The sequence below is a fragment of the Bradyrhizobium sp. SMVTL-02 genome (assembly GCF_051853005.1).
GTDB lineage: Bacteria > Pseudomonadota > Alphaproteobacteria > Rhizobiales > Xanthobacteraceae > Bradyrhizobium.
On sequence record NZ_CP182469.1, the window covers coordinates 7,774,961 to 7,800,718 of the forward strand.

21 protein-coding genes and 1 pseudogene are annotated in these 25,758 nt (G+C 65.8%); 9 read left to right on the plus strand and 13 right to left on the minus strand.

The window, feature by feature from the left end:
• Window position 1 precedes the first annotated feature (1 nt).
• On the minus strand, window positions 2-1,516 hold the full coding sequence (ltrA, locus tag ACNJYB_RS37285; RefSeq protein ID WP_439371599.1) for a group II intron reverse transcriptase/maturase: 1,515 nt from the start codon (window positions 1,514-1,516) through the stop codon (window positions 2-4).
• Window positions 1,517-1,967: 451 nt separating this feature from the next.
• A complete protein-coding gene (locus tag ACNJYB_RS37290) occupies window positions 1,968-2,879 on the minus strand; it encodes a DMT family transporter (protein ID WP_439371600.1) in 912 nt (303 codons plus the stop codon).
• Between the two features lie 89 nt (window positions 2,880-2,968).
• On the opposite strand from ACNJYB_RS37290, the gene ACNJYB_RS37295 reads away from it, so the two are divergent.
• Complete coding sequence (locus ACNJYB_RS37295; RefSeq protein WP_439371601.1) at window positions 2,969-3,835, plus strand: LysR family transcriptional regulator; 867 nt, start codon at window positions 2,969-2,971, stop codon at window positions 3,833-3,835.
• Window positions 3,836-4,145: 310 nt separating this feature from the next.
• Here the strand turns inward: ACNJYB_RS37295 and pdeM are convergent, their stop codons facing one another.
• The 4 genes from pdeM to ACNJYB_RS37315 all read right to left on the minus strand — a co-directional run bounded on the left by pdeM (window position 4,146) and on the right by ACNJYB_RS37315 (window position 9,913).
• Complete coding sequence (gene pdeM / locus ACNJYB_RS37300; RefSeq protein ID WP_439371602.1) at window positions 4,146-4,817, minus strand: ligase-associated DNA damage response endonuclease PdeM; 672 nt, start codon at window positions 4,815-4,817, stop codon at window positions 4,146-4,148.
• Window positions 4,818-4,859: 42 nt separating this feature from the next.
• Window positions 4,860-7,544, minus strand: a complete 2,685-nt coding sequence (locus tag ACNJYB_RS37305; protein WP_439371603.1) for a ligase-associated DNA damage response DEXH box helicase — start codon at window positions 7,542-7,544, stop codon at window positions 4,860-4,862.
• Between the two features lie 97 nt (window positions 7,545-7,641).
• The gene (locus tag ACNJYB_RS37310; protein WP_439371604.1) at window positions 7,642-8,871 is read right to left on the minus strand and encodes an ABC transporter substrate-binding protein; all 1,230 of its coding nucleotides are present in this window, start codon (window positions 8,869-8,871) and stop codon (window positions 7,642-7,644) included.
• A 115-nt stretch (window positions 8,872-8,986) separates the two neighbouring features.
• Complete coding sequence (locus ACNJYB_RS37315) at window positions 8,987-9,913, minus strand: methyltransferase domain-containing protein (protein WP_439371605.1); 927 nt, start codon at window positions 9,911-9,913, stop codon at window positions 8,987-8,989.
• Between the two features lie 57 nt (window positions 9,914-9,970).
• On the opposite strand from ACNJYB_RS37315, the gene ACNJYB_RS37320 reads away from it, so the two are divergent.
• The 5 genes and pseudogenes from ACNJYB_RS37320 to ACNJYB_RS37340 all read left to right on the plus strand — a co-directional run bounded on the left by ACNJYB_RS37320 (window position 9,971) and on the right by ACNJYB_RS37340 (window position 15,645).
• Window positions 9,971-11,005: a ligase-associated DNA damage response exonuclease gene (locus ACNJYB_RS37320; RefSeq protein ID WP_439375741.1), complete on the plus strand. Its 1,035-nt coding sequence runs from the start codon at window positions 9,971-9,973 to the stop codon at window positions 11,003-11,005.
• Complete coding sequence (locus ACNJYB_RS37325; protein ID WP_439371606.1) at window positions 11,002-12,879, plus strand: ATP-dependent DNA ligase; 1,878 nt, start codon at window positions 11,002-11,004, stop codon at window positions 12,877-12,879. Before ACNJYB_RS37320 ends, ACNJYB_RS37325 begins: the two co-directional genes overlap by 4 nt.
• Before the next feature lie 323 nt (window positions 12,880-13,202).
• Window positions 13,203-13,508, plus strand: coding sequence for a DUF6460 domain-containing protein (locus tag ACNJYB_RS37330; protein WP_439371607.1), 306 nt, complete (start codon window positions 13,203-13,205; stop codon window positions 13,506-13,508).
• Window positions 13,509-13,535: 27 nt separating this feature from the next.
• Window positions 13,536-14,270, plus strand: a complete 735-nt coding sequence (locus tag ACNJYB_RS37335; RefSeq protein WP_439371608.1) for an MBL fold metallo-hydrolase — start codon at window positions 13,536-13,538, stop codon at window positions 14,268-14,270.
• Window positions 14,271-14,272: 2 nt separating this feature from the next.
• Window positions 14,273-15,645: pseudogene (locus tag ACNJYB_RS37340) on the plus strand (MATE family efflux transporter).
• A 272-nt stretch (window positions 15,646-15,917) separates the two neighbouring features.
• On the opposite strand, the gene ACNJYB_RS37345 reads toward ACNJYB_RS37340, so the two are convergent.
• Window positions 15,918-17,015: a quinone-dependent dihydroorotate dehydrogenase gene (locus ACNJYB_RS37345; RefSeq protein WP_439371609.1), complete on the minus strand. Its 1,098-nt coding sequence runs from the start codon at window positions 17,013-17,015 to the stop codon at window positions 15,918-15,920.
• The gene (locus ACNJYB_RS37350; protein WP_439371610.1) at window positions 17,012-17,356 is read right to left on the minus strand and encodes a DUF952 domain-containing protein; all 345 of its coding nucleotides are present in this window, start codon (window positions 17,354-17,356) and stop codon (window positions 17,012-17,014) included. Before ACNJYB_RS37350 ends, ACNJYB_RS37345 begins: the two co-directional genes overlap by 4 nt.
• Before the next feature lie 303 nt (window positions 17,357-17,659).
• Between ACNJYB_RS37350 and ACNJYB_RS37355 the strand changes: the two genes are divergently transcribed.
• Complete coding sequence (locus ACNJYB_RS37355) at window positions 17,660-18,313, plus strand: S24 family peptidase (RefSeq protein ID WP_439371611.1); 654 nt, start codon at window positions 17,660-17,662, stop codon at window positions 18,311-18,313.
• A 66-nt stretch (window positions 18,314-18,379) separates the two neighbouring features.
• Here ACNJYB_RS37355 and ACNJYB_RS37360 read toward each other — a convergent pair whose 3' ends face one another.
• From ACNJYB_RS37360 to ACNJYB_RS37380, 5 genes are all read right to left on the minus strand, one after another.
• Window positions 18,380-20,023 carry a lysine--tRNA ligase gene (locus ACNJYB_RS37360; RefSeq protein ID WP_439371612.1) on the minus strand — a complete coding sequence of 548 codons (1,644 nt, stop codon included), beginning with the start codon at window positions 20,021-20,023 and terminating at the stop codon, window positions 18,380-18,382.
• A gap of 173 nt (window positions 20,024-20,196) precedes the next feature.
• Complete coding sequence (locus ACNJYB_RS37365; RefSeq protein ID WP_439371613.1) at window positions 20,197-21,132, minus strand: transporter substrate-binding domain-containing protein; 936 nt, start codon at window positions 21,130-21,132, stop codon at window positions 20,197-20,199.
• Between the two features lie 226 nt (window positions 21,133-21,358).
• Window positions 21,359-21,949, minus strand: coding sequence for an SCO family protein (locus ACNJYB_RS37370; protein ID WP_439371614.1), 591 nt, complete (start codon window positions 21,947-21,949; stop codon window positions 21,359-21,361).
• A 22-nt stretch (window positions 21,950-21,971) separates the two neighbouring features.
• Window positions 21,972-22,097: a hypothetical protein gene (locus ACNJYB_RS37375; protein ID WP_439371615.1), complete on the minus strand. Its 126-nt coding sequence runs from the start codon at window positions 22,095-22,097 to the stop codon at window positions 21,972-21,974.
• Window positions 22,098-22,305: 208 nt separating this feature from the next.
• Complete coding sequence (locus ACNJYB_RS37380; protein WP_439371616.1) at window positions 22,306-22,827, minus strand: hypothetical protein; 522 nt, start codon at window positions 22,825-22,827, stop codon at window positions 22,306-22,308.
• A gap of 265 nt (window positions 22,828-23,092) precedes the next feature.
• Here ACNJYB_RS37380 and ACNJYB_RS37385 point away from each other — a divergent pair, with 265 nt between their 5' ends.
• Entirely contained in the window at window positions 23,093-24,751 is a 1,659-nt protein-coding gene (locus ACNJYB_RS37385) for an FAD-binding dehydrogenase (RefSeq protein ID WP_439371617.1), read from the plus strand.
• 3 nt (window positions 24,752-24,754) lie between these two features.
• Window positions 24,755-25,672: an alpha/beta hydrolase family esterase gene (locus ACNJYB_RS37390; RefSeq protein ID WP_439371618.1), complete on the plus strand. Its 918-nt coding sequence runs from the start codon at window positions 24,755-24,757 to the stop codon at window positions 25,670-25,672.
• Window positions 25,673-25,758 lie beyond the last annotated feature (86 nt).

The window sequence follows — 25,758 nt, forward strand, 5'->3', positions numbered from 1 at the left end:
CTCATTGCTGGGCGCCCCCCGCACAGATCCGTACGTGCGGCTTTCCCGCATACGGCTCCCACCTCGGGTGAGTAGCGGTGAAGCGTGTTCGGGGCCAAGGATGGAGGATTTGTGGCTTGGGGAGCAAGTCGGAGGCAAGCCGCGCGACCCGCTGCCACGTGGTCCCGTCAATCTGGCTGCGGCGCCGAAGCATCCGCCTCCATTGTTCGGTGACGAAGTAGCGGAAGGCGCTGAGCGCTCGGCTGTTGGTCGGTACCGCGTGGTAGTTGAAGTACCCGGTAACGACCTGCCGCAGCCATTTGCCCTGTTCGAGCACCGACTGGTGCATACGCCGTCGCATTCCCTGCTTCACGGCTTGCAGTTTCGCCCGCATGCGGTCTTTGCGAGACTTGCGCCTGATCTGGAACTTGCCTTGCTTGGATCGGCTGCAGATGAAGGTGAAGCCGAGGAAGTTGAAGGTCTCCGGCTTGCCGAGCCCGCGCCGCCTGCGGTTGTCCTCCGCATGACGTCCGAACTCGATCAGCCGGGTTTTCTCAGGGTGCAGTGACAGCGCGAACTCCTGCAGCCGTTTGCGCAATTCTTCGAGGAAGTGCCGGGCCTCATTCTCATGCTCGAAGCCGACGATGAAGTCGTCAGCGTAGCGCACGATGATCATGTCGCCCGCGGCCTCGCGCCGTCTGAAGCGTTCGGCCCACAGATCGAGGGCATAGTGCAGGTAGATGTTGGCAAGCAGCGGCGAGATCACCGCCCCTTGTGCCGTCCCCTGTTCGCTGACCCTGACCGTTCCTTCTTCGAGAACACCCGCCTTGAGCCATTTGCGGATCAGACGGATGATACGCTGGTCGCCGGTCCGATGTTCGACGAAGCGGATGAGCCATTCCTGGTCCACCATGTCGAAGAACGAGCGGATATCGGCGTCAACAATGAAGTTCACCCGCCGGCTCTCGATTCCGACCAGCAGCGCATCCATCGCATCGTGCGCGCTGCGCCCGGGCCGGAACCCATACGAGAACCCGAGGAAGTCCTCCTCGTAGATCGCGTTGAGCACCGTAGCGGTTGCCCGCTGAACGATCTTGTCCTCGAGGGACGCAATCGCCAGCGGTCGCTGCCGCCCATCCTGCTTCGGGATATGGACCCGCCGCGACGGCTGCGGCCGGTACGCTCCCCGGTGAACACGAGCATGCAGGTCCTCAAGATTGGCCTTGAGGTCTTGCTCGTAGTCCCGCCACATCATTCCGTCCACACCCGGCGCGGCATGCTTCTTCAGCGCGAAGAACTCCGCCTCGAGCAGTTCAGGCGTGATGTGGTGAAGCAGCGCAGTGAACCTCTCCTTCTTCCAGTTCGCCGTATGCGTTCCAACGCCTGTGTCACGCTTGTCCGGCTCGGCGTCCGGGGCGTGCTTTGCTGGTCCGCATTCCCCTTGGTCGCGGCCCTTCGCTCCACCAACTCCTCCGCGGATCGCTCCGCTTCGTTCGCAGGCTTCGACGCTACTACGGCCGCCTCCGACTTCCCGCATCCGTTCGTCATCGGCTTTGGCTCCTCGCCTTCCCGATGCGGACCTTGGGGGCATGTTGCCATCGGTCAGATGCGGGACCTCCCAGGTTCCGACGCGGTCCTTTGCTGCGTGATGGGGTCTTCGACCACGGCAGAGCGTCAGCGCCTCGCATAACGGCGCCGCACATGTTGCCTTCGACGTTGCTTACCGGCTCGGCCTCTGCGAGTTTCTGTCTTTCGCGGCTCAATAGCCCACCCCACAGCATCGTTGTGTACGCTTCGCAGCCGCCGTTGCCGACGGCCACGCAACACTCACTACCGGGCGCTCGCTACCGCTTACCCGGACCGGACTTCCACCGGTTGGACCACGCCAGCTTGCCTGGCGCACAAACAATCCAGAATCGCTCCGCGGTGATGGACTGGATGGCTTCGCTGCGCTCGCAATGACGATGTGGAGATGGCGGCCCATCCGGCTACGCCGCCGCCTTCGCCGGCCGCGTCACGAGATAAATGCCGAGCGCGACCGGGATGATGCCGAGCAGGTCGCGCGCCTCGACATGCTCGCCGAGCACGACGTACGCGAACAGCATGCCGAGCGGCGGCATCAGGAAGTGATAGGCGCTGGCGGCGGTGGCGCCGCACACCTTCAGAAGATGAAACCAGAGCCAGGAGGCGAGGATCGAGCCGCCGAGCACGAGAAAGGCGAAGGCGCCGATCAGGCCCGGCGTAAAGTCGATCGCGCGGACATCGGCGAAGGTGAACGCGATCGGCGCAAGCACGATGCCCGCAGCGAGGTTCTGCACACCATTGCCGATCCACAACGAGCCCCTCGGCGCGAGCAGCTTGAACAGAATGGTGCCGGTGACGATGGAGGCGAGCGAGGCCAGCGTGAAGACGATGCCGTGCAGGCTGTCGGTGCCGACCGAGAGACGGTGCCACACGATCGCCGTCACGCCGATGATGCCGAGCAGAAGTCCGCTCGCCTTGCGCCAGGTCATGCCTTCGCCGAGCAGCAGTGCGGCGAGCGCCCCCGTGAACACCGGATTGGCCGAGACGATCAGGCCGCCGAGACCGGCGGAGACCGATTGCAGGCCGGTGTAGCCGAGCCCGAGATAGAGCGCATTGTTGGCGATGCCGAGCACGGCGAAAACAGCGGCATCGCGCCAGGACAGCGACCAGGCCTCGCCGCGGATCAGCGTGGCGCCCAGAATCAGGATCCCGGCGAGCGAGAAGCGCGCGGCGAGCAGGATCAGCGGCGGGCAATGCGTGACGCCGATCTTGCCGGCGACGAAGGCATAGCTCCAGAGCAGGCAGAACAGGCCGATGGCGAGCGGCAAGGTATTGAAGCGGGTACGGGGAACCGAAATCGAAGGCGCAAGCGACATGGGGCATTCTCCTGAGCCTTCGATCTAGGGACGCCGCTTGTCATTTGGAAATTAAATGATTAACTTACGATCAGTGGATTTTCGAATGGATGCAGCTCGATCTGGAGCTCCTCCGCAGCTTCGTTTCGGTGGTCGAGGCCGGCGGCTTCACCCGCGCCGGCGAACGCGTCCACCGCACGCAATCGACCGTGAGCCAGCAGATCAAACGGCTGGAGGAGGATGTCGGCCAGGTGCTGCTGCACCGGGACGGCAAGGATGTGCGCCCGACCGAGGCCGGCGAGCGGCTGCTGTCCTATGCGCGGCGGCTGCTCTCGCTTGCCGAGGAAGCGCGCGACGTGCTGCGCCAGCCCGGCGGCGAAGGCGCGATCCGGCTCGGCATCCCCGAGGATTTCGCGGCCTATCGGCTGACGAAGCTGCTGGGCACGTTCTCGCGCTCGCACCCCGGCCTGCGCCTCGACGTGCGCGCCGACCAGAGCAAGAACCTCGCCCGCGATCTCGAACGCGGCGAGCTCGATCTGGCGCTCTACAAGCGCGCGGCCGGCGAGAAGGGCGCGATCGCGGTGTGGCCGGAGCGGGTGCACTGGGTCACCAGCAAGAGCCATCCGGTCGACGTCGACGTGCCATCAGTGCCCCTGATCGGCTTTCCGCTCGGCTGCGTCTATCGCGCCGGCGCCATCCACGCGCTGGAAAGCGCGGGCCGCGCCTGGCACACCGCCTACACGTCATCGAGTCTTTCCGGCATTCAGGCCGCGGTGGCCGCGGGCATGGGCTTAAGCATCCTGTCGGAAATGTCGATCCAGTCCGATCACCGCGTGCTGACGGCGAAAGACGGCTTTGCGCCAATCAGCAAGACCGAAGTGGCGCTGATGGCCTCGCCAAATGCGAGCCCCGCGACGCTGCGGCTTGCGGACCGGCTCGCGGAGTTCTGCGAGAACGTGCAGGCGAAGGCGGCGTAGTCGCCACGAGGTCGGTCTGTTCCCTCCCCCCTTGTGGCAGGGCTATCGCATATGGCTCGTTGCGGCGGCCTGCGCGCACGCCTCGTCCTTCGAGGCGGCGCTCATGCGCCTCCTCAGGATGAGGCTAATCAGCGTCAGTGCCCGTTGAAACTGCTGCCGCGCACTCCGTCCTCATCCTGAGGAGCCCGCCTGAAGCGGGCGTCTCGAAGGATGGCCGCGGGAAAAGTTTTCAAATGCGATAGCCTGCTTACAAGGGGGGAGGAAGCGCGGTGGTGTGCACGGCAAACAGCGTGGGTCCAACACGGACTGCTCAATAACACCGCGACGCTGCAATCGCGTGGACGCGGCGGTCGCCCAGCAGGTGGGCGACGAAGCCGTTCTTCGGAAAGATCCTTGCGAACGCTTCATCGCGGATGCTGAGGCCGCCGGCATAGGCGCCGAAGGCGGGCATCACGGCGCGCATGCCGTCGCTGGCGAAGCAGCGGCGCTCCATCGACCTTCCGCGCGCGGAGATGCGGGCCTTCGGATGCAGATGGCCGGCGATCTCGCCATGCGCGCCGGTCGGCTCGTGGCGGAAGGTGATCGGGCCGATCGCGACTTCGTCGGCGATGGTGCCGCCGAGATCGCGCGGCAGCACCGGATCATGATTCCCCGAGATCCAGATCCAGTCGCGGCCGCTCTGGAGTGCGGCCACAGCGTCGCGATCCCGCGCGGACAGGCGCTCATGCGCGGTGCGATCGTGAAAGCTGTCGCCGAGCGCGATGACCACGTCGGGATCATGGCGGGAGATGACAGCAGCGAGCCGGCCAAGTGTCGCGATGGTATCGTAGGGTGGCAGCAACACGCCGCGCGTGGCGAAGCTCGACCCCTTTTCCAGATGCAGGTCGGAGACGACCAGCAGGCGCTGCGCCTCCCAGTACAGCGCGCCGGAGAGATCGGCCGCGAAGGTCACACCGCTGATGGTGACACTGGAAACGCGCATGTCCTCGACATCCCCTGAACCCAGCGCGCCTGCCGTCACGTCTTACCCGCTTCTATCCATCGCCTCTTTGACCAGCTCGTCGGCGGCTTCCGCCAACAGCTCGTCTGCAGCTTCGCCATAAACTGACTCGCGGCCGATTTCCAGCATCACGGGGACCGCGAGCGGGGAGACACGGTCGAGTTCCCGGTGGGTGATGCGGCCCCGGATGCGCATCAGCATGTCGCTGAGGCGGCGCAGATCGAGCAGGCCGGTGGCGGCATCGGCGCGCGCGGCGCGGAGCAGGACGTGGTCGGCCTGGTGCTTGCGCAACACGTCGTAGACGAGATCGGTCGAGAACAGCACCTGGCGGCGGCTCTTCTCCTCACCGGTATGCCGGCGGGCGATCAGGCCGGAGATGATGGCGCAGTTGCGGAACGTGCGCTTCATCAAGGCGGATTCGGCGAGCCAGGCTTCGAGATCGTCACCGAGCATGTCAGGATCGAACAGCGCGTTGAGGTCGATCCGGCCCTCGCGGATCATGAACGACAAGTCGCCGAGCCCCCAGATCGCCACCGCATATTCGTTGGCGACGAAGCCGAGCGGCCGCGCGCGGGCGCGCTCGAGGCGGCGGGTCAGCAGCATGCCGAGGGTCTGGTGCGCGAGGCGGCCCTCGAAGGGATAGCAGACGATGTAGTGCTTGTTGGCGCGCGGAAAGCTCTCGACCAGAAGCTCGCGCACCGCCGGCACGCGGGACACGTCCTTCTGCAGCGAGAGCCAGTCGCGCACCTGCTCCGGCAGGCCGCCCCAGGCGCGCCCGTCGTCCAGCAGCCGGCGCACGCGCTCGGCGAGATAGGTCGAGAGTGGAAACTTGCCGCCCATGTAGGACGGCACCTTCGGGTCCTTGTCATGCGCGCGCGAGACATAGACCTGGTCCTCGACCAGGGTTTCGTAGCGCACCACCTCGCCGCTGAACACGAAGGTGTCGCCGGGGCTGAGGCCCTCGATGAAGGCCTCCTCGATCTCGCCGAGCAGCCGGCCGCCACGCGCGATCACGCCGGTCGATCCGCCTGCTTTTCCCGCACCGCCGCCGCGCGAGCGCACCAGGCGCACCTTGAGCATGTCGTCCTCGACGATGGTGCCGACATTCATCCGATAGCTCTGCCGCACTTTGGGATTGGCGACGCGCCAGCGGCCCTCCTTGTCCTGCTTGATCCGGGCGAAGCGCTCGTAGGTCTTCAGCGCATAGCCGCCGGAGGCGACGAAATCGACGACGTCGTCGAAATCCTGCCGCGACAGGTTGGCGTAGGGCGCGGCGGTGCGGACCTCGTCGTAGAGCTCATCGCTGAAGAACGGCTCGCCGCAGGCGCAGCCGAGCACGTGCTGGGCCAGCACATCGAGTGCACCGGTGCGAAGCGGAGGCGTGTCCTGTGCATTCTCGGCGACGGCATCGATGGCGACGCGGCACTCCAGCACCTCGAAACGGTTGGCCGGCACCAGCACCGCACGCGAGGCCTCGTCGAGGCGGTGATTGGCGCGGCCGATGCGCTGCATCAGGCGCGAGGAGCCCTTGGGCGCACCGATATTGACGACGAGATCGACGTCGCCCCAGTCGACGCCGAGGTCGAGGGAGGAGGTGCAGACCACGCCGCGCAGCCTGCCCGCCGACATCGCGTCCTCGACCTTGCGGCGCTGCGCGACGTCGAGCGAGCCGTGATGCAGGGCAATCGCGAGGCCGTCGTCGTTCATGCTCCAAAGATTCTGGAACAGCATCTCGGCCTGGCTGCGGGTGTTGACGAAGACCAGCGTGGTCTTGTTCGCCTTGATCAGCTCGTAGATCTCGGGGAGCGCGTGGCGCGCGCTGTGGCCGGCCCAGGGCAGCCGCTCGCGCGTGTCCAGCATCTCGACCTCCGGCGGCGCGGCGCCCCCGGCGACGACGATATCGGCGGCGGCTTCCTTGCCCTCAAGCTGCGGCACCAGGAAGCGCGCGAGTTGCTCCGGCTCGGCCACCGTCGCCGACAGGCCGATCGTACGCATCTGCGGCGCGAAGCGCCAGAGGCGCGCAAGGCCGAGCGAGAGCAGATCGCCGCGCTTGGACGTGACCAGCGCATGCAGCTCGTCGAGCACGATGCGCTTGAGCGAGGAGAACAGGAACGGCGCATCGTCGGAGGAGAGCAGGAGCGCGAGCTGCTCCGGCGTCGTCAGCAAAATATCCGGCGGATAGCGCCGCTGCCGCTGGCGCCGCGACACCGGCGTGTCGCCGGTGCGGGTCTCGACCTTGATCGGCAGGCCCATCTCGGCAATGGGACGCTCGAGGTTGCGCGCGATGTCGACGGCGAGCGCTTTCAGCGGCGAGATGTAGAGCGTGTGCAGGCCGCCGGTGCGTCGCACGGAACGGCCGGTGGACATGAGCTTGTTGACACCTCCCCCCTTGTGGGCGAGGTCGGCAGCCGCAGGCTGCCGGGAGGGGGGTAGCCCCACGAGCGGAGCTTGTGGCCACCCCCCTCCCCGCCCCTCCCCCACAAGGGGGGAGGGAGAAGATAACTCCACCAGCGTCGGCAGAAACCCGGCCAGCGTCTTGCCGGCGCCGGTCGGCGCGATCAGGAGCGCGCTGGCGTCGTCGCGCGCCTTCTCCAGCAGCGCGAGCTGATGCTCGCGCGGCGACCAGCCGCGGGCCGCGAACCAGGCGTTGAAGCGGTCGGGCAGCAGCGTGGCCGGCTCGGCCGGGATTTTGAGGATGCGGGGCGGCACGGCATAGGAGGTAAGTCGTGGGGGTGGGTTCGTCGAGGGGTGGGAGGTTCGCCTCTCCCCCTAGGCGGGGAGAGGGGAAGAGAGAGCGGCGCCCGCCCTACTCCGACATAGGCTTGTCGGAGATGTCCCAGTCCTTGCCGGTGAAGGTGGAGATGAACAACGTCTTCATCGGCGTGTAGTCCGCGGGCGTGTAGCTGTAGGTGACGCCGTCCAGGAAGTAGGGCGAGTGGAAGCCCGCCAGCGTGGAGGCCTGCTTCAAGACGTTGGCGCGGGTGAGGTCGTCGCCGCAGCGGCGCAGGATCTCGCCCATGGTCACCGCCTGGCCATAGCCCGCAAAGGCGATGGTGTTGTCGGGGTCGATCGCCGGCGTGTACTTCTTGCGGAGCTCCTCGAACGCCATCACGTCGGGGTCCTTCTCCCATTTCGGCAGGCCGACCTCCTTGTTGTAGCGGATGGCGACGATGCCGGCGGCGTTCTCGAGACCCGCGGCGTTGAGGATCGAGCGGCCCGTGGAGCCCGCGGACAGAAGTTGCAGCGGCTTCCAGCCGAGCTCGGCCACCTTGCGGATCGACTGCGACGAGGCCTTGCCGGTCGAGATGTTGTAGAAGACGTCGGCGCCGGATTTGGACAGATTGATGAGCTGGGAATCGACGGTGGGCTCGGTGAGATCGTAGGTCTGCTCCATGATCACCTGCGCGGTGCCGCCGGCATCCGCCAGCACCTTCTTGAACGGCCCCAGGAAGTCGCGGCCGAAATCGTCGTTCTGGTAGAGGATACCGATCTTCGCATTCGGCTTCACGCTGACGACGTGTCGCGCCAGGATGCGCGCCTCGGTCGGATAGAGCGGCAGGCCCGCCATCGTCCACTTGAACTCTTTCGGGTTGTTCCACTTCGACGCGCCGGTGTTGAGCAGCAGCTGCGGCACGCCCTTGGAGTTCAGGTATTTGTGCACGGCAGTCTGCGGCGCGGTGCCGAGCGAGCCGTAGAGCGCGAGCACCTCTTCCTGCTCCACAAGGCGCCGCGTCGCCTCGACGCATTTCGGCGCGCTGTAGGCATCGTCCATGGTCAGGAACTTGATCTTGCGCCCGTTGATGCCGCCCTTCTCGTTCAGCATCTGGAAATAGGCTTCGCCAATGCGGCCGAGCACGCCGTAGAGCGAGCCGGGGCCGGAATGCGGCACGGTCTGCCCGATCTTGATCTCGGTGTCGCTGGCACCCGCATCGTATTTCTTCTCTGCGGCCCAGACGTAAGGCGCGGGCAAAGTGAATGCGGCGATGGTGGCGAGCGCGCCGGCGCTGAAATCGCGCCGCGATGGATTCTTTGTCATTATTCGTTTCTCCCTGGTGCGCGCATTGTGCTGACATCGCAGCTCGGCTCGCAAGTAGGAAGTCGTCGCTTTGCGACGCAATGACGCTCAAATCAGCGTAAATTAGCGCCTAGACTCAAGTTTTCTCGGCGACGACGACGAGGCCGCGCACCGGCTCGTTGTTCTCGTTGCGCGGCGAGGCCGGCTCGAGTGCCAGCAGCTTGAGGCCGGCTTTCGCGATCGCGCCGCGCACATATTCCGCCGAATGGGCATAGCGCAGGCCCTCGCCGAGCACGATGCCATCGCCGTCATGCGTCTCCAGCGTGAAGGCGAGCACGCCGCCCGACACGAGCACGCGCATTGCTTCGTTGAGCACCGGCGCCAGATCGGAGACGTAGACGAACGCATCGGCCGCGACGACGAGGTTCGCGCTGGCGTCGCTCTTCGTGCGCAGGCCCTCGATCATGTCGGCGACTTCGAGCTCGGCATAAAGGCCGCTGGCGCGCGCCTCCTTGATCATGCCGGGCGACAGATCGATGCCGATGAAATGATCGACCTGCTTGGCGAAGGCCGCGGCCGCGAGGCCAGTGCCGCAGCCGAGATCGATGGTGCGCTTGAAGAAGGCCGGCTTCTTGGCGGCGACGCGGGCGGCCAGCACCGCCTTGAAGATCAGCGCCGGCGCGCGATAGCCGAGATCGTTGATCAGCGCGTGCTCGAAGCGCGGCGCGTACTGATCGAACAGCGCCTGCACGTAGGCCTTGGGCATCTCGGCAACTTGCGCATCGCCGAGCCGCATCAGATGCAGGCCGGCCCCGTGCCGATCCTCAGGGTCGGAGTCGCGCGCCTTGCGGAAGGCCGCGATCGCCTTGTCGCGCTCGCCGAGCTGCTGACGGATCTCGCCGAGCGTGAACCAGGCCGAGGTGAAGTTCGGTGCAAGTTCGATCGCCTGCTCCAGCAGGTCCGCGGCGGCGGGCAGGTCGCCCTTGAGCTGCAGGTCGCGTGCGAACTCGAAACGGCGGTCGGCCATGAGATCGCCGGAGGTCAGGAACAGGCGGAGCGGCATTGAGGAACCGAAGCAAGCAAGACTCGAAGAAAACGCGGCGCAGCCTATATGACAGAAATGCGTCCGCAAGACATCCTGTTGCCAACTGCTGCCGGCCTGTGCTGCAAGCCGGGCGGCTTCCATATCGACCCCGTCCGTCCCGTGGAGCGGGCCGTGATCACCCACGGCCATTCCGACCATGCCCGTGCCGGCCACGGCGCGGTGCTGGCGACGCAGGAAACGCTCGACATGATGCGGCTGCGTTACGGCGAGAATTTTGCCGGCTCGACGCAGGCCGTCCGCTATGGCGAGGAGATCCGGCTCGGCGACGTCCGCGTGAAATTCCACCCGGCCGGGCATGTGCTCGGCTCGGCGCAGATCGCGGTGACAGCTAGGGACACCTGCATCGTCGCCTCCGGCGACTACAAGGACGCGCCGGACCCGACCTGCACGCCGTTCGAGCTGGTGCCGTGCGACGTCTTCATCACCGAAGCCACGTTCGGGCTGCCGGTGTTCCGCCATGGCGATGCGGCCGATGAGGTGAAGAAGCTGCTGGCCTCGATCGCGCTGTTTCCGGAGCGCGCGCATCTCGTCGGCGCCTACTCGCTCGGCAAGGCGCAGCGCGTGATCGCGCTGCTGCGGCGGACCGGCTATGACGCGCCGATCTATCTGCATGGCGCGATGGAGAAGATCACGTACTATTACCAGAGCCGCGGGATCGAACTCGGCGAGCTCAGGCCAGCAGCCGGCATGAAGAAGGCGGCGCTGGCCGGCACCATCACGCTCGCACCGCCGTCCGCGACGTCGGATATCTGGACTCGGCGCTTTCCCGACCCGGTCACCGCCTTCGCCTCGGGCTGGATGCGCGTGCGCGCCCGCGCGCGGCAAGGCGGCGTCGAATTGCCCCTGGTGATCTCCGACCACGCGGACTGGGATGGTCTCACGGCCACCATCAAGGCGACCGGCGCCGGCGAGATCTGGGTCACCCACGGCCAGGAAGACGCGCTGGTGCATTGGTGCCGGAGCAAGGGCCTGAAAGCGCAGCCGCTCGATCTCGTCGGCTATGGGGACGAAGAAGAGAGCGAGACGCCGATTGCCGGGGCCGAAGCATGAATCGCTTCGCTGAACTGCTCGACCGCCTCGCCTACGAGCCCGGCCGCAACAACAAGCTGCGGCTGATCACCGGCTATTTCCGCGAGGTCGGCGATCCCGATCGCGGCTATGCGCTGGCGGCACTCACCGGCGCGCTCAGCTTCAAGCACGCCAAGCCGGCGCTGATCCGGGATTTAATTGCGTCGCGCACCGATGAGGTGCTGTTCGGGTTGTCGTATGATTACGTCGGCGATCTCTCGGAGACGGTGGCGCTGATGTGGCCGAAGCGGGCGCCTCGTCATGACGAATCTTTTCCGGGCTACCCCTCCCCCCCGCCCTTCCCCGCAAAGGGGGAGGGAGCGGAGTTGCGTTCGCGGCGGCAGACGGGCTCGATCGACAAAACTGATCTAGCCAGTGATGGGCGCACGGACCTCACCGTTCCCTCCCCCCTTGCGGGGGAGGGCCAGGGAGGGGGGTCCCATGGGCGAGATGCCAGCGATTCGCTCCACCCAAGCAACCACAACAACCCGCCGCCTCCGACCCTCACCGAGGTCGTGACCACGCTGCGCTCGCTCGGCAAGACGGAGCTACCGAAGCAGCTCGAACGCTGGCTCGACGAGCTCGACGAAACCGGTCGCTGGGCCCTGCTCAAGCTCGTCACCGGTGCGCTGCGCATCGGTATTTCCGCGCGCCTCGCCAAGACCGCCGCCGCCGCGCTCGGCGACAAGGACCCACACGAGATCGAGCTGATCTGGCCGGGACTCAGCCCACCTTATCTCGATCTGTTCGCCTGGCTGGAAGGCCGCGGCGAAAAGCCGGTCAATCGCGATCCCGCACCGTTCCGGCCCGTGATGCTGGCGCATGCGATCGAGGATACGGATTTCGACGCGCTCGATCCCGCCGACTACATCGCCGAATGGAAATGGGACGGCATCCGCGTGCAGGCGGTGGCGGGGCGCGACGAGCGCGGCCACATCACGGCGCGACTCTATTCGCGCACCGGCGAGGACATCACGGGAAGCTTTCCGGACCTTGTGCCGTCGCTGCGTCTGCCCGGCGCAATCGACGGCGAGCTGCTGATCCTGCGCGAAGGTCGCGTGCAGAGCTTCAACGTCTTGCAGCAGCGCCTCAACCGTAAGGTTGTCTCGCCCAAGCTGATCAAGGAGTTTCCGATCCATTTGCGCGCCTACGATCTGCTCGGCGACGACGAAAACGATCTGCGCGAGCTGCCCTTCGCGGAGCGGCGCGAGCGGCTGGAGACATTCGTCAGGAAGCTCAGCGATCCCCGCATCGATCTGTCGCCCACCGTTCCCTTCGCAAGCTGGGAGGCGCTGACCGCCGCGCGCGCCGATCCCGCGAGCGCGGGCGCCGGCGAGGACGCCGACGCCGTCGAGGGCGTGATGCTGAAGCGGCGCGATGCGCCCTACCTGCCGGGGCGGCCGAAAGGGCAATGGTGGAAGTGGAAGCGCGATCCGCACATCATCGATGCCGTGCTGATGTATGCGCAGCGCGGCCACGGCAAGCGCTCGTCCTATTATTCCGACTACACCTTTGGCGTCTGGACCGCAGGCGAAGGCGGCGACGAGCTGGTGCCGGTCGGCAAAGCCTATTTCGGCTTCACCGACGAGGAGCTCTTGCAGATCGACCGCTTCGTTCGCCGCAACACCACGGAAAAATTCGGTCCCGTCCGCCATGTCGTGCACGAGGGCGACAAGGGCCTGGTGCTGGAGGTCGCCTTCGAGGGCCTGCAGCGCTCGCCGCGGCACAAATCAGGCATCGCCATGCGCTTTCCCCGCATCAGCCGCCTGCGCTGGGACAAGCCGCCGCGCGAGGCCGACCGGCTGGAGACGCTGGAGAGGATGCTGAAGGCGGAGCCGGCGGAGATCGAGGTGTGAGGCGCGCGCTGAGCCGAACTTTGGCGGCGCCTGAGCGCGCGCCTCGTCCTTCGAGACGACCGCTTCGCAGTCTCCTCAGGATGAGGCTAATCCGCGTCGGTGCCCGTTGAGACTGCTGCCGCGCACTCCGTCCTCATCCTCAAGGAGCCCGCTTAGAGCGGGCGTCTCGAAGGATGGCCGTTGGAAACACTCTCAATCTGGCCGGCGGAGAGATGACCGACCGCCCGAATTAAACTCCGGTAACCCGATTGACGCTCCGCCACGGGTTCCCCATGTCCCCCGCCGTGCCTTATAATGGGGGCGAACCGCCCGAGGAGTTTGCGATGGTCCAAGACGTCAGAGATTTGCCGGCCGGCCGGAGCGACGGTCTGCACCGCTTTCTCGGCGGCTCTCCGCTGGCGGTCGCGTTTCGCCTGGTCCTGCTCTCGATCCTGGTCGGCGTCGTGCTCGCCGCGATCGGCTTCGACCCCTGGAACATCATCTACAGCATCCGCCTGCTGTTCCAGCGTCTCTGGGATCTCGGCTTCGACACCATCAACTGGTTGTGGCGCTACTTCCTGCTCGGCGCGGTCATCGTGATCCCGATCTGGCTGCTCTCGCGCGTGTTCGGCGCACCGCGCGGCCGCTAAGGATTTGATTCGAGGAGTGCGCAGCCGATGCAACTGCGTTTCGTCGGCTGCGGTGACGCCTTCGGCTCCGGGGGCAGGCTCAACACCTGCTTTCATGTCTCCGGGCGCGAAGCGAACTTCCTGATCGATTGCGGCGCGTCGGCCCTGCCGGCGCTGAAGCGGCTCGAGCTCGAGCGCAATGATATCGATCTCATTCTCATCACGCATTTCCACGGTGATCATTTTGCCGGCCTGCCGTTCTTCTTGCTCGACGCGCAATTCTCGCGGCGGACGCGGCCGCTGACCATCGCGGGCCCGCAAGGCATCGAGACCCGGCTCGCTCAGGTAATGGAAGTGCTGTTCGAGCATTCCTCGCAGGCAAAACAGCGTTTCGAGCTCAACGCCGTCGAGTTCGCGCCCGAGCAGCGCCAACCCTTTGGCGCCGTGACCGTGACGCCCTATCCGGTCGTGCACGGCGACTCCGGCGGTCCGTTCCTCGCCTACCGCGTCGAGGCCGAGGGCCGTACGCTCGCCTACAGCGCCGACACCGAATGGACGGAGGCCCTCATTCCGCTGGCGCATGGCGCGGACCTTTTCATTGCCGAGGCCTATATGTACGAGAAGGTGGTCAAGAACCATCTCAGCCTGAAGACCTTGGAACAGCATCTGCCCGACATCGGCGCCAAGCGGCTCGTCCTCACCCATATGAGCGACGACATGCTGTCGCGCCTGGAAGACGTGCCGTACCTTGCCGCCGAAGACGGCATGGTGCTCGTGTTCTAGCGATGCACGCGCCCGTTTCCCTCAAGATCGGCTCCCGCCAGGTGTTCGCCATCGCCGGTCCCGCAGTCGCGAACCTCACGACGCCCCTGATCGGCGTGGTCTCGATCACCGCGATCGGCTGGCTCGACGATGCGACGCTGCTCGGCGGTGTCGCGATGGCTTCCGTCATCTTCGACTGCCTGTTCTGGCTGTTCGGCTTCCTGCGCATGAGCACGCTGGCCTTCACCGCGCAGGCGCTCGGCGCCGGCGAGACGCGCGAGCAGACCGTGATCCTGGTGCGCGGCTTCATCGTCGCCGGCCTGATCGGCGCGGTGCTGATCGCGCTGCAATTGCCGCTCTCCGCCGTACTGTTCGACCTGATGGGCGGCAGTGAGGGCGTGACGCGGGCGGCAAAGACCTATTTCATGATCCGGATCTGGTCCTCGCCCTTCGCCTTTGCCAATTACGTCGTTCTCGGCTGGCTGGTGGGACAGGCCCGCGCCAATCCGGCGCTACTGCTGCAAATCATCATCAACCTCATCAACATGGCGGCGACGATCTTGCTGGTGCTGGTTTACGACACCGGCATTGCGGGCGCGGCGATCGCCGCGCTGCTGTCGGAGACGATCGGCTTCCTGCTCGGCGTGATCGTCTGCCGCCGCCATGCCGCCGGCGGCTTCAAAGTGCCGCGCGCGATGCTGTTCGATCGCGCAAAGCTGATGCGGCTGCTGGCGGTCAACACCGACATCCTGATCCGCACCGCGGCGCTGATCGCCGTGTTCCTGTTCTTCACCGCCAAGGGCGCGCGCGCCGGCGACGTCACGCTCGCGGCGAACTCCGTGCTCAACAATTTCCTGCTGGTCAGCGCGTTCTTCCTCGACGGCCTCGCCAATGCGGCCCAGCAGCTCTGCGGCCGCACCTTTGGCGCACGCGATGCCAAAGGTTTTTCGGATTCGACCCGGCTGGTGCTGCTGTGGGGGCTCGGCTTCGCGCTGGTCGTCGCGGTGCTGTTCGCGCTGTTCGGACCTGATATCATCAACTTCATGACCGCGAGCGAGGATGTCCGCCGCGTCGCGCGCGACTTCCTGCCGTTCATCGTGCTCGCGCCCATCCCCGGCGTGTTCGCCTTCGGCTTCGACGGCATCTATGTCGGCGCCACCTGGGCGCGCGAGATGCGCAACCTGATGCTGGCCTCGCTGGCGATCTTCTTCGGCGCCTGGCTGGGGTTGCAGTCGGCAATGCCGGGCTGTGGTGTGCGCTGATCGCGTTCTATATCGCGCGCGGCGGATTGCAGGGTGCGAGATATCCGGTGCTGTATCGGCGCACGTTTTCTTCTCCCTCGCCCCGCTTGCGGGGAGAGGGTCGGGGTGAGGGGGAGTCTCCGCAAGGGCGGTGATCGTTCCAACCACCGGACTTACCATGACCGCTCAGCCGCTCAGCTTTTGCAGAACCTCCCGCACACTGCCGGGACGCAATTCTCTCCTCGTCATTGCGAAGCAATCCAGAGTCTTTCCGCGGAAGGATTCTGGATTGCTCCGCTGCGCTCGCAATGACGGTGTGGACGGAGCGTCGCGGATATCCACGGGACGGACTTGCGGAGAGTCCCCTCACCCGGAATTTGCTCTCGCAAATTCCGGCCTCTCCCCGCAAGCGGGGAGAGGCGGAGGATCACATCCCCGGCCAGTCTTCCGCGGTCAGCGTCGCCGCATCGGCGCCGACGATTTCGGAGAGCGAATCCCGGCCCGTGCGCAGCAGTGTCGAGGTGAGGTCGCGCTTGATCTCCTCGACGAGGCCGAGGCCCTTGTAGACAAGCGACGAATAGAGCTGGATCAGGCTGGCGCCGGCACGGATCTTGGTCAGCGCCGCGCCACCGGAATCGACGCCGCCGACGCCGACCAGGGGAAACGCGCCCTCGACGCGCACATAGGTCTCCGCGACCATCCGCGTCGAGAGGCGGAACAGCGGCCGGCCGGACAGGCCGCCTTGCTCCTTGGCGCGCATTTCCTCGCGCAGCGTGCTCGGGCGCGCGATCGTCGTGTTCGACACGATCATGCCGTCGACCTTGCGCGAACGCGCGACCTGCACGACGTCGTCGAGCTGGGCGAGACTGAGATCCGGCGCGATCTTGAGCAGCACCGGCGTGTCGCCCGCCTTCTGCCGCACCCGCTCGCGCGCGTCGATCACGCGCGCGAGGAGATCATCGAGCAGCGCGCCTTCCTGCAAGTTACGCAGGCCCGGCGTGTTCGGCGAGGAGACGTTGACGGTGAAATAGCTCGCGACCGGCGCAAAGGTCTCGATCAGCTTGACGTAGTCGGCGACACGGTCCGGCGAATCCTTGTTGGCGCCGACATTGACGCCGACAATGCCGCCGTGCTGCGCGCGCGCGGCGAGCCGGCGCAGCGCGACTTCGGCGCCGTCATTATTGAAGCCCATGCGGTTGATCACGGCTTCGTCGCGCTCGAGACGGAACAGGCGCGGGCGCGGATTGCCTCCCTGCGGCTTCGGCGTCACCGAGCCGATCTCGACGAAACCGAAACCGAGTCGCAGCAGCGCGTCCGGCACTTCCGCGCTCTTGTCGAAGCCGGCTGCCATGCCGACCGGATTGGGAAAATTGAGCCCGAAGGCGCGGACCGCGAGCTTGGGATCGTCAGCGCGCGGCTTGACCGGCGGCAGGAAGCGCAGGCCCTGGATCGCCAGGCGATGCGCATCCTCCGGATCGAGCCAGCGCAGCACCGGCAGCGAGAAGGCGTCGAAAGCGCGGATCACGGCGCGAGCTCCGGAACATCGTGGCTGCCGTCGGAGCGCATGTTGAGGTTCAGCACCGATATGACGGCGCCGAGATCCAGCTCGCCATAGAGGTGCGGAAACAGCTCGTCATTGCGCGAACGCTCCCAGCGCAGGTCGCTGCCCAGCGCATCGCCGTCGACCTCGACCAGGAACAGCGCCCGCTGCCCGAAGAAGTGCTTGCGCAGGGTTTCGGGAACCTGGGCGGCCGTCGAAAAATGGATGAAGCCGTCGCGCGAATCGTCCGCGCTACCCTGGTACACGCCGTGCCGTTCCGCCTCGCGCCAGGCCGAGGCCGGACAGATTTTGTAGATCTTGACCACCGCTTACGCAGCCCTGTTTGCCCTTTGAGACAGCTCTTTGAGTCTCTTGGGTTTTTTCGTCTCTTGGGGTCCCTGAAACCCCGGCGCGACCGTAAAGGCCGCTCCTTCCGAACTCAAGGCTTAGAGCCTGTTCCGTCCCGATGAAATCGGGATCGGCGGTCAGATTCCCGTTTCACGCGTTTTCCTCGCCACGCTTGTATTCCCTCCACCCGACAACCGCTTTCCCATCACCCCTTGCGCGACTAACGGAAAACCGGTTGATTTGAGGATAGTTTTCCTGAGTTGCGACGGGCTGGACCTTCCATGGTCAGACAGGCCAAAGCGCAGAGGATGCTGACTCACGACCAGATCTGGGTCGCGCTGGATCGGCTCGCGGCGCGCGCCGGCCTGTCGCCGTCCGGCCTTGCCAAGCGTGCCGGGCTCGACCCTACCACGTTCAACAGGTCCAAGCGCGTCACCCCTGATGGCCGCGAGCGCTGGCCCTCGACCGAATCGATCGCGAAGGCGCTGGCGGCGACCGGCGACTCCATCGACACCTTTGCAAGGCTGATCGACGCCGAGGCAGGCGACGGCCGTTCGGTGCCGCTGCTCGGCCTCGCGCTCGCCGGTGCGAGCGGCGCGTTCGACGAGTCCGGCCTTCCATCGGGCAAGGGCTGGACCGAAGTCGCGCTTCCCATCCCCGAGGACAGCCAGACGTTTGCGCTGGAGATCGCCGGCGATGCGCTTGCGCCCACCTATCGCAACGGCGACGTCATCCTGGTCTCACCCGGCACACCGATCCGCAAGGGCGATCGTGTCGTGGTGAAGACCACAGCGGGCGAGCTGACGATCGCAACGCTGAAGCGCCGCACGGCAAAGGCGCTGGAATTGCAGCCGCTCGATGCCTCGCAGGCCGAGCGCACGATGGCGACGGGCGAGATCGCCTGGGTCGCAAGGATCGTGTGGGCGAGCCAATGAGGCAAACTCGCTGTCGCCCGGACGACGATGGTGAGATGAGGGTCGCTACAATTGCGACCCGACGCCTCACGCGCTCCTTGCCAGCGCGCCGTCGATCATGTTGACGGCGTTCTGCACGCCGTACACCGCGACGAAGGAGCCGAAGCGCGGGCCCTTCTCCTGGCCGAGCAGGACCTGGTAGAGCATGTTGAACCAGTCGAGCGTGACGCCGGGGCGGCCGTCCTTGCCCTTCTTGACCTGGTCGAGGAACGGCTCGCGGCGGCCGATCTCGTAGACGACGTTCTGGATGTCCTCGGCCGAGGCATCCTGCGGAAGCTGCGAGAGCGCATCGCGCAGATCCTGCAACGCAGCGCGCTCCGTGTCGGTCGGCACGCGGAACTGCTTCGTCGGCGCGACGAAGTCGCGGTAGTAGTTGATGGCGTAGCCGACCATCGCATCGAGCTTGGGATGCGTCTTGGGCGTCACGCCGGGGCGGTAGCGGCCAATGAAGCCCCAGAGCGTCTCGGCGTTCTCCGCGTTCGACGACGACACCAGCGTCAGCAGCAGCTGGAAGGTGACGGGCATGTCGCCCTGCGGCGGCTTGCCGTTGTGGATATGCCAGACCGGATTGCCGAGCTGCTGCTTGCGATCCTGCTTCGGAAAGCCGTCGATGAATTGCTGATAGTCATCGACGTTGCGCGGAATGACGTCGAAATACAGCCGCTTGGCCGCCTTCGGCTCGCGGTACATGAACAGCGACAGCGATTCCGGCGAGGCGTAGCGCAGCCATTCGTCGATGGTGAGGCCGTTGCCTTTCGACTTCGAGATCTTCTGGCCCTTCTCGTCGAGGAAGAGCTCGTAATTGAAGCCTTCAGGCGGCGCGGCGCCGAGCGCCTTCGCGATGGCGCCGGACAGCTTCACGGAATCGATCAGGTCCTTGCCGGCCATCTCGTAGTCGACGCCGAGCGCGACCCAGCGCATCGCCCAGTCCGCCTTCCACTGGCATTTTACATTTCCGCCGGTCACCGGCGTCTCAACTTCCTGATTGGTGTCGGGATCGACATAGGTCACCGTGCCGGCCGCGACGTCGCGGCGGATCATCGGCACCTGCAACACGACGCCGGTGGTCTTGCTGATGGGAAGGAACGGCGAATAGGTGGCGCGGCGGTCCGGCCCCAGCGTCGGCAGGATGATCGCCATGACCTTGTCGTAGGCAGCAAGCATCTTCAGCAGCGTCGCGTCGAAGCGGCCTGATGTGTAGTAGTCGGTCGAGCTCGCGAACTCGTAGTCGAAGCCGAAATGATCGAGGAAGGCGCGCAGCCGCGCATTGTTGTGGTGGCCGAACGACGGGTACTCGTTGGAGAACGGGTCCGGCACCCGCGTCAGCGGCTTGCCGAGATGCGCGGCCAGCATCTCCTTGTTGGGGACGTTGTCCGGCACCTTGCGAAACCCGTCCATGTCATCGGAGAACGCGAGCAGGCGCGTCTTGATCTTGTCCTCGGTGAGCACGCGGAAGGCATGGCGCACCATCGAGGTGCGCGCGACCTCGCCGAACGTGCCGATATGCGGCAGGCCCGACGGGCCGTAGCCCGTCTCGAACAGCACCTCGTCCTTCGGACTTTTCTTCAGCCGCGCGACAATGGCCTTCGCCTGCTCGAACGGCCAGGCGTTGGATTGTTCGGCAAGCGTGCGCAGGTCGCTCGGGCTCATGCTGGGATCGATAACGGACATCAAGGGGCCTCCGGGCCGCGGAAAATAGCGATTTCCGGACAGAATGCAATTTTGTGGGCGGTATTGCCTCTGGCACCGTCATTGCGAGCGAAGCGAAGCCATCCAGACTGTCGCTGCGGAAACAGTCTGGATAAGGGCTCCTTGCAATGACGGCGGAGAGAGCAGCGAAGAAACTAAAACGGGCTCACCGAAAAATAGCGCAGCCACAGATCGGTGTAGCGGCCTTTTTCCCAGACGCGGAAGAGAGCCCAGTTCAGGGCCTGGCGCAGCACGTCGTTGCCCTTGCGGACGGCGATGCCGATGCCTTCACCGAAGAAGCGGCTCTCGACGAAGGGACCGCCGGAGAAGGCGCAGCAATCGCCGGAATCGGTGCCGTTGATCCAGAACGCGAGCGAGATGGCATCGCCGAAGATGAAGTCGACCTCACCCTTGCGCAGCGCGGCGCGCATCGCGTCGTCGCTCGGATAGGGATGCAGCTCGGCGTCGGTGAACATCACCTTCAGATACGCCTCATGCGCCGAGCCCGCGATGACGCCGACCTTTTTGCCCTCGAGATATTCCGGGCGGATCTCCCGCATCACCGCATCCTTGCGCGAGACGAAGCGCGCCGGCACGCGGTAATAGGGATCGGTGAAGTCGACGCGGGCGCGCAACTGCGGGCTCACCGCCATCGAGGCGATGATGGCATCGCCCCGGTTGGAGGTGAGCGCATCGACCAGCGTCTCGAAGCGGCGCATCTGCACCGTGCAGGTGACCTTGATCTCCTCGCACAGCGCGCGGGCGAGATCGACGTTGAAGCCGGCCGGGTTGCCGTCGGCCCCGGTGTAGTTGAACGGCGGATAGTCGGTCTCGGTCAGGAAGCGGATCACGGTCAGGCGCGACAGGTCCGGCCGCTCTGGGCGCCGGCGCGGGTCCCAGAACCCGGGCACGGCCTGGGGGGCCGCCTGGGGCGCCGGTTGCGGGGTGGCTTGAGGTGCCGACGGGGGCTGCTTGGCCGGGTCTTGGGCCCAGGCGCCAGGGTGGCCTGCGAGCAGGCAGAGGCCGGCTGCGAGCCCTGCCAGCAAGCCACGGACAGATTTGAACGATTTCGCCTGTTGCGAGGAAGCCATCGGCCGAAAGCAATGAATTTCGTTGGGATCAGAGGGCCTTATAGACCATCCACCCGGGAACGCGAGCGCGGAATGCGGCAAGTTCGCTCCCGCCCCGCCTGCGGGGCAGGCCGGGGAGAGGGTGCCTCCTCTGGGGGAGAGCCGTTAGTTAGGCGACAATCCTCAAGAGGACAAAACCCTCACCCGCGCCTTTCGGCGCGACCTCTCCGGCGGGCGAGGTGCCCCCTCAGAGATACCGCTTCAAATCGGCCGCCGCCTCTTCCGGCGTGCGCTTCAGGTTGAACGGCGAGACGAACCTGCCCTCGCGGTCCATCAGGTAGACCAGCGCGGTGTGGTCCATGGTGTAGTCGCCGTCCTTGGTCGGGACCTTCTTGGCATAGACCCGGTAGGATGCGATCACCTTGGCGGTTTCGGCGGGATCGCCGGACAGGCCCTCCAGATGCGGGTCGAAGCTGGACAGATAATCCTTCATCGTCGCCGGCGTGTCGCGCTCGGGATCGACCGAGATGAAGACGGCGTTGACCTTGTCGGCGTCCTTGCCCATGGCGCGAAGCACTTCCGACATTTCGAACAGCGAGGTCGGGCAGACGTCGGGGCAGTGGGTGTAGCCGAAGAAGATCAGGGTCGGCTTGCCCTTCAGGCTCTTCTCGGTGACGACCTTGCCGTTCTGGTCGGTGAGCTGGAACGGGCCGCCGATCGCCGCGGGCTGCGCCATCTTGCTGACCCCGCCCATGGCCCAGAACATGATGAGGAGCCCGAGGACGAGACTTGCGGCGAATGCGGTCGCGATCACCAGCGGACGGGCGGCGGAACTCATGGGCGGAAAACTTCCTGTCGGGTCAGAAGCAGGCGGCGAAACCGGTCCTGATCATTTCGAAGAACACCTGGCTGCCGTAGTGGAACCATAGCGCCAGCGCGCCGATCACGACCAGCCCGCCGAGGCCAGCGCCCGCCAAGACCAGCACGGACGGTGTCCCGCCGGCAGTGGACGAATTGTCCGGTAACTGATGTCCGGGGTGCAGTGGTTGAGCCATGACAACGTTGGGGGCGAAGGCCCCGGTTCCCAGGCTTTCAGATAGGCTTTAGCCCGCCGGCGGGCAAGGCGCCGCCACAAGGCGCCGCCAGCACTAAGGCGCCGCTGACGGGCTCGATGATCCCGGCACACCCGTGGTGTCAGTGAAGCAGCTGGCCCCGGGCCGTCTCGAGCTGTTCCACCTGCGGAAGGGGCCGACGTGCCGGCTTGATCGCCGAAGCCTGCGCGTCCATGTAGCAGGGCTTGTACATGGCCTGGAGCTGCCTGCCCCTCAGGAACAGCATGTGCGGGGTCAAGCCGCCGCGCTGGCTGATCCAGCGCCTCACCTGCGACGGATACATCGAATAGAGCATCTGGGTCGCTTCGGGATTAGTGACGGCGCGGCCATTGGCTCCGAAATCCCAGGCGGCATGGAAGCCGAGCGTTGCGCTCGAGGTCACACAGATACGGTCATGCGGAATGGCGCCGAGGACGATGGTGCAGGCCGAGGCGCAGAGGCCGTCGATGATCACGGTCTCGCCCGATTGCCTGAGGTCCTGGTATTTATCGACGTAGGTTCCAATCCGGCCGCCGCGGTCATCCGCGATCCGAACCACCGCGTGAGAAGCCTCCATGCCCGCGATCAAGAGAACCGCCGCAAGCAACCCCGTCAGAAACTTCATTGTCCCCCGCCCCAGTCGAATTCGAGTCTGCGTGTCAGGTGGTGATGCAGTGCTAGCGTCCGTCGTAACCAAGGTTTTGTCTAGGCAGGCCGGCTGGATCAAAACAAATTCAAGTCCAGTGTTGCGTCCGCGCTGCACCAGACCGGCCTCTATCCCGGACTGGAACAAGTTAACGAGGTCTTACGCGCCATGCCCTTGATCTCAGTTACGACCGCCGGCTTCAATCCGGGCAATTACAGGGGGGAACTCATGGAGGGGGAAGCGCATGGCTGAGGAAACGGACGTCATCGTCGTCGGCGCGGGACTTTCGGGCCTCGTCGCTGCCACCGAGATCGCAGATGCGGGCAGGCGCGTGATCGTGGTCGACCAGGAAGGCGAGCAGTCGATCGGCGGCCAGGCGTTCTGGTCCTTCGGCGGATTGTTCCTGGTCGATTCGCCGGAGCAGCGCCGGCTCGGCATCAAGGATTCGTTCGAACTCGCGATGCAGGACTGGCTCGGCACCGCCGGCTTCGACCGCGACGAGGATTTTTGGCCGCGCAAATGGGCCGAGGCCTATGTCGCGTTCGCCGCCGGCGAGAAACGCGACTGGCTGCGCGCGATGGGCCATCGCATCTTCCCCCTGGTGGGCTGGGCCGAACGTGGCGGCTACGACGCGATGGGCCACGGCAATTCGGTGCCGCGCTTCCACGTCACCTGGGGCACCGGCCCGGGCATCGTCGAGCCGTTCGAGCGCCGCGCGCGCGAGGCGATGAAGAGCGGCCGCCTCAGCTTCAAGTTCCGCCACCGCGTCGATGCGCTCTCCATCACCAACCGCACCGTGGATGGCGTCAGCGGCGCCGTGCTCGCGCCTGATGATGTCGAGCGCGGCAAGAGCTCCTCGCGCAACGTCGTCGGCGAGTTCGCGCTGAAGGCGCAGGCCGTGATCGTGGCTTCCGGGGGAATCGGCGGCAATCACGAGCTGGTGCGGGCGAACTGGCCGAAGCGGCTCGGTGAGCCGCCGAAGTTCATGATCTCCGGCGTGCCCGAGCATGTCGACGGCCGCATGATCGGCATCACGGAAAAGACCGGCGCGCGCCTGATCAACCGTGACCGCATGTGGCACTATGTCGAGGGCATCCAGAACTGGTCACCGATCTGGCCGCGCCACGGCATCCGCATCCTGCCCGGCCCTTCCTCGATGTGGTTCGACGCAACCGGCACGCGCTTGCCGGCGCCGCTGTTCCCCGGCTCCGACACGCTCGGCCAGCTCAAATACATCATGTCCACCGGTTATGATTATTCCTGGTTCATCCTGACCCAGAGCATCATCAAGAAGGAGTTTGCGCTGTCGGGCTCGGAGCAGAATCCCGACCTCACCGGCAAGAGCTGGCGCATGACCTTGCGCCGCGCCACCAACAAGAGCGCGCCCGCGCCGGTGGAGGCCTTCAAAAGCCATGGTGTCGACTTCATCGTGCGCGACAGGATCGAGGACCTTGTCGCAGAGATGAACAAGCTTGCCGGCAACGACCTGCTCAGGCTCGAGCACATCAAGATGCAGATCGAGGCGCGCGACCGCGAGCTCGACAATCCTTACGTCAAGGATGCGCAGGTGATGAACATCCACAATGCGCGCCGCTATATCGGCGACAGGCTGATCCGCACCGCTTCACCTCACCGTATCCTCGATCCCGCGCATGGGCCGCTGATCGCGGTCAAGCTCAACATCCTCACCCGCAAGACGCTCGGCGGCTTCGAGACCGATCTGGAGTCGCGCGTGTTCGGCGAGGAGGGACGGGTCATCCCCGGCCTCTATGCGGTCGGCGAAGCCGCGGGCTTCGGCGGCGGCGGCGTGCACGGCTATCGTTCGCTGGAGGGCACCTTCCTCGGCGGCTGCCTGTTCTCGGGCCGCAATGCCGGCCGCGCGGCCGCGAAAGCGGTGGGATAGATCATGATGCGATGGATGCAGGTCGGGATGTTTCTTGCGGCGTTGACCGCAGCCGCCGTCGCAGCCGCCGACACCATCGACGTCAACGGCGTGAAGCGCTCCTACACCTTGCAACTGCCGGCGAAGCGGCTTGTGCCGCTGGTGGTCGTGCTGCATGGCAAGACCCAGCGCGGCGCCGACATGATCGCGCGGACGGCCTGGCCGCAGGTCGCAAAACGCGAAGGTTTCGCCGTGGCATTTCCCGATGGCCTCAACCATGCCTGGGCCGATGCGAGAACGAAGGCGGGCCCCGCGCTCCGCGGCCCGCCCGAGGGCACCGATGACATCGCCTTCATTGCAAAGCTCGTCGAGAAGCTGGTGGCGAACGGCACCGCCGACCCGAAGCGCGTCTATATCGCCGGCATCTCCAATGGCGGCGCCATGGCGATGACGCTTCTCTGTGCGCGCGCCGATCTGTTCGCAGCCGGCGCCAGCGTGGTCATGAACCTCACCGAAGAGGCCGCCGTCACCTGCCATCCGTCGCGGCCGCTACCGATACTGCTCATGAACGGCACGGCCGACCCGCTGGTGCCCTACACGGGCGGCCGCGGATCGAGCTATTTTGCCGCAGACGGGTTCTGGTCGACCGACGAGACGCTGGCCTTCTGGCGCAAGCTCAATGGCTGCGAGGCGGACGATGCGGCCACGGTCGATCTGCCTGAGAAGAGTCCTGCGGACCAGTCAACGGTCACCCGGATCACCTCGCGCTGCCCGACCGGGCACGACGTCGTGCTCTATCGCGTCAACCACGGCGGTCATCGCATGCCCGGCTTTGCGCCGGATGCCCGCTTTCCGAGGGTTGCGAGCAGCCTGCTCGGACCGCAGAACGGCGACATCGACGGCGCCGAGACGATCTGGTCATTCTTCAGTCAATTTCCGTGAATCGGCGCATGCGTTGGCGACGACGCATGCGCAACCGGGGTGGCTGACCGCGAGGCGCTGCGCTAGACAGGGCCGCCATTCCACCA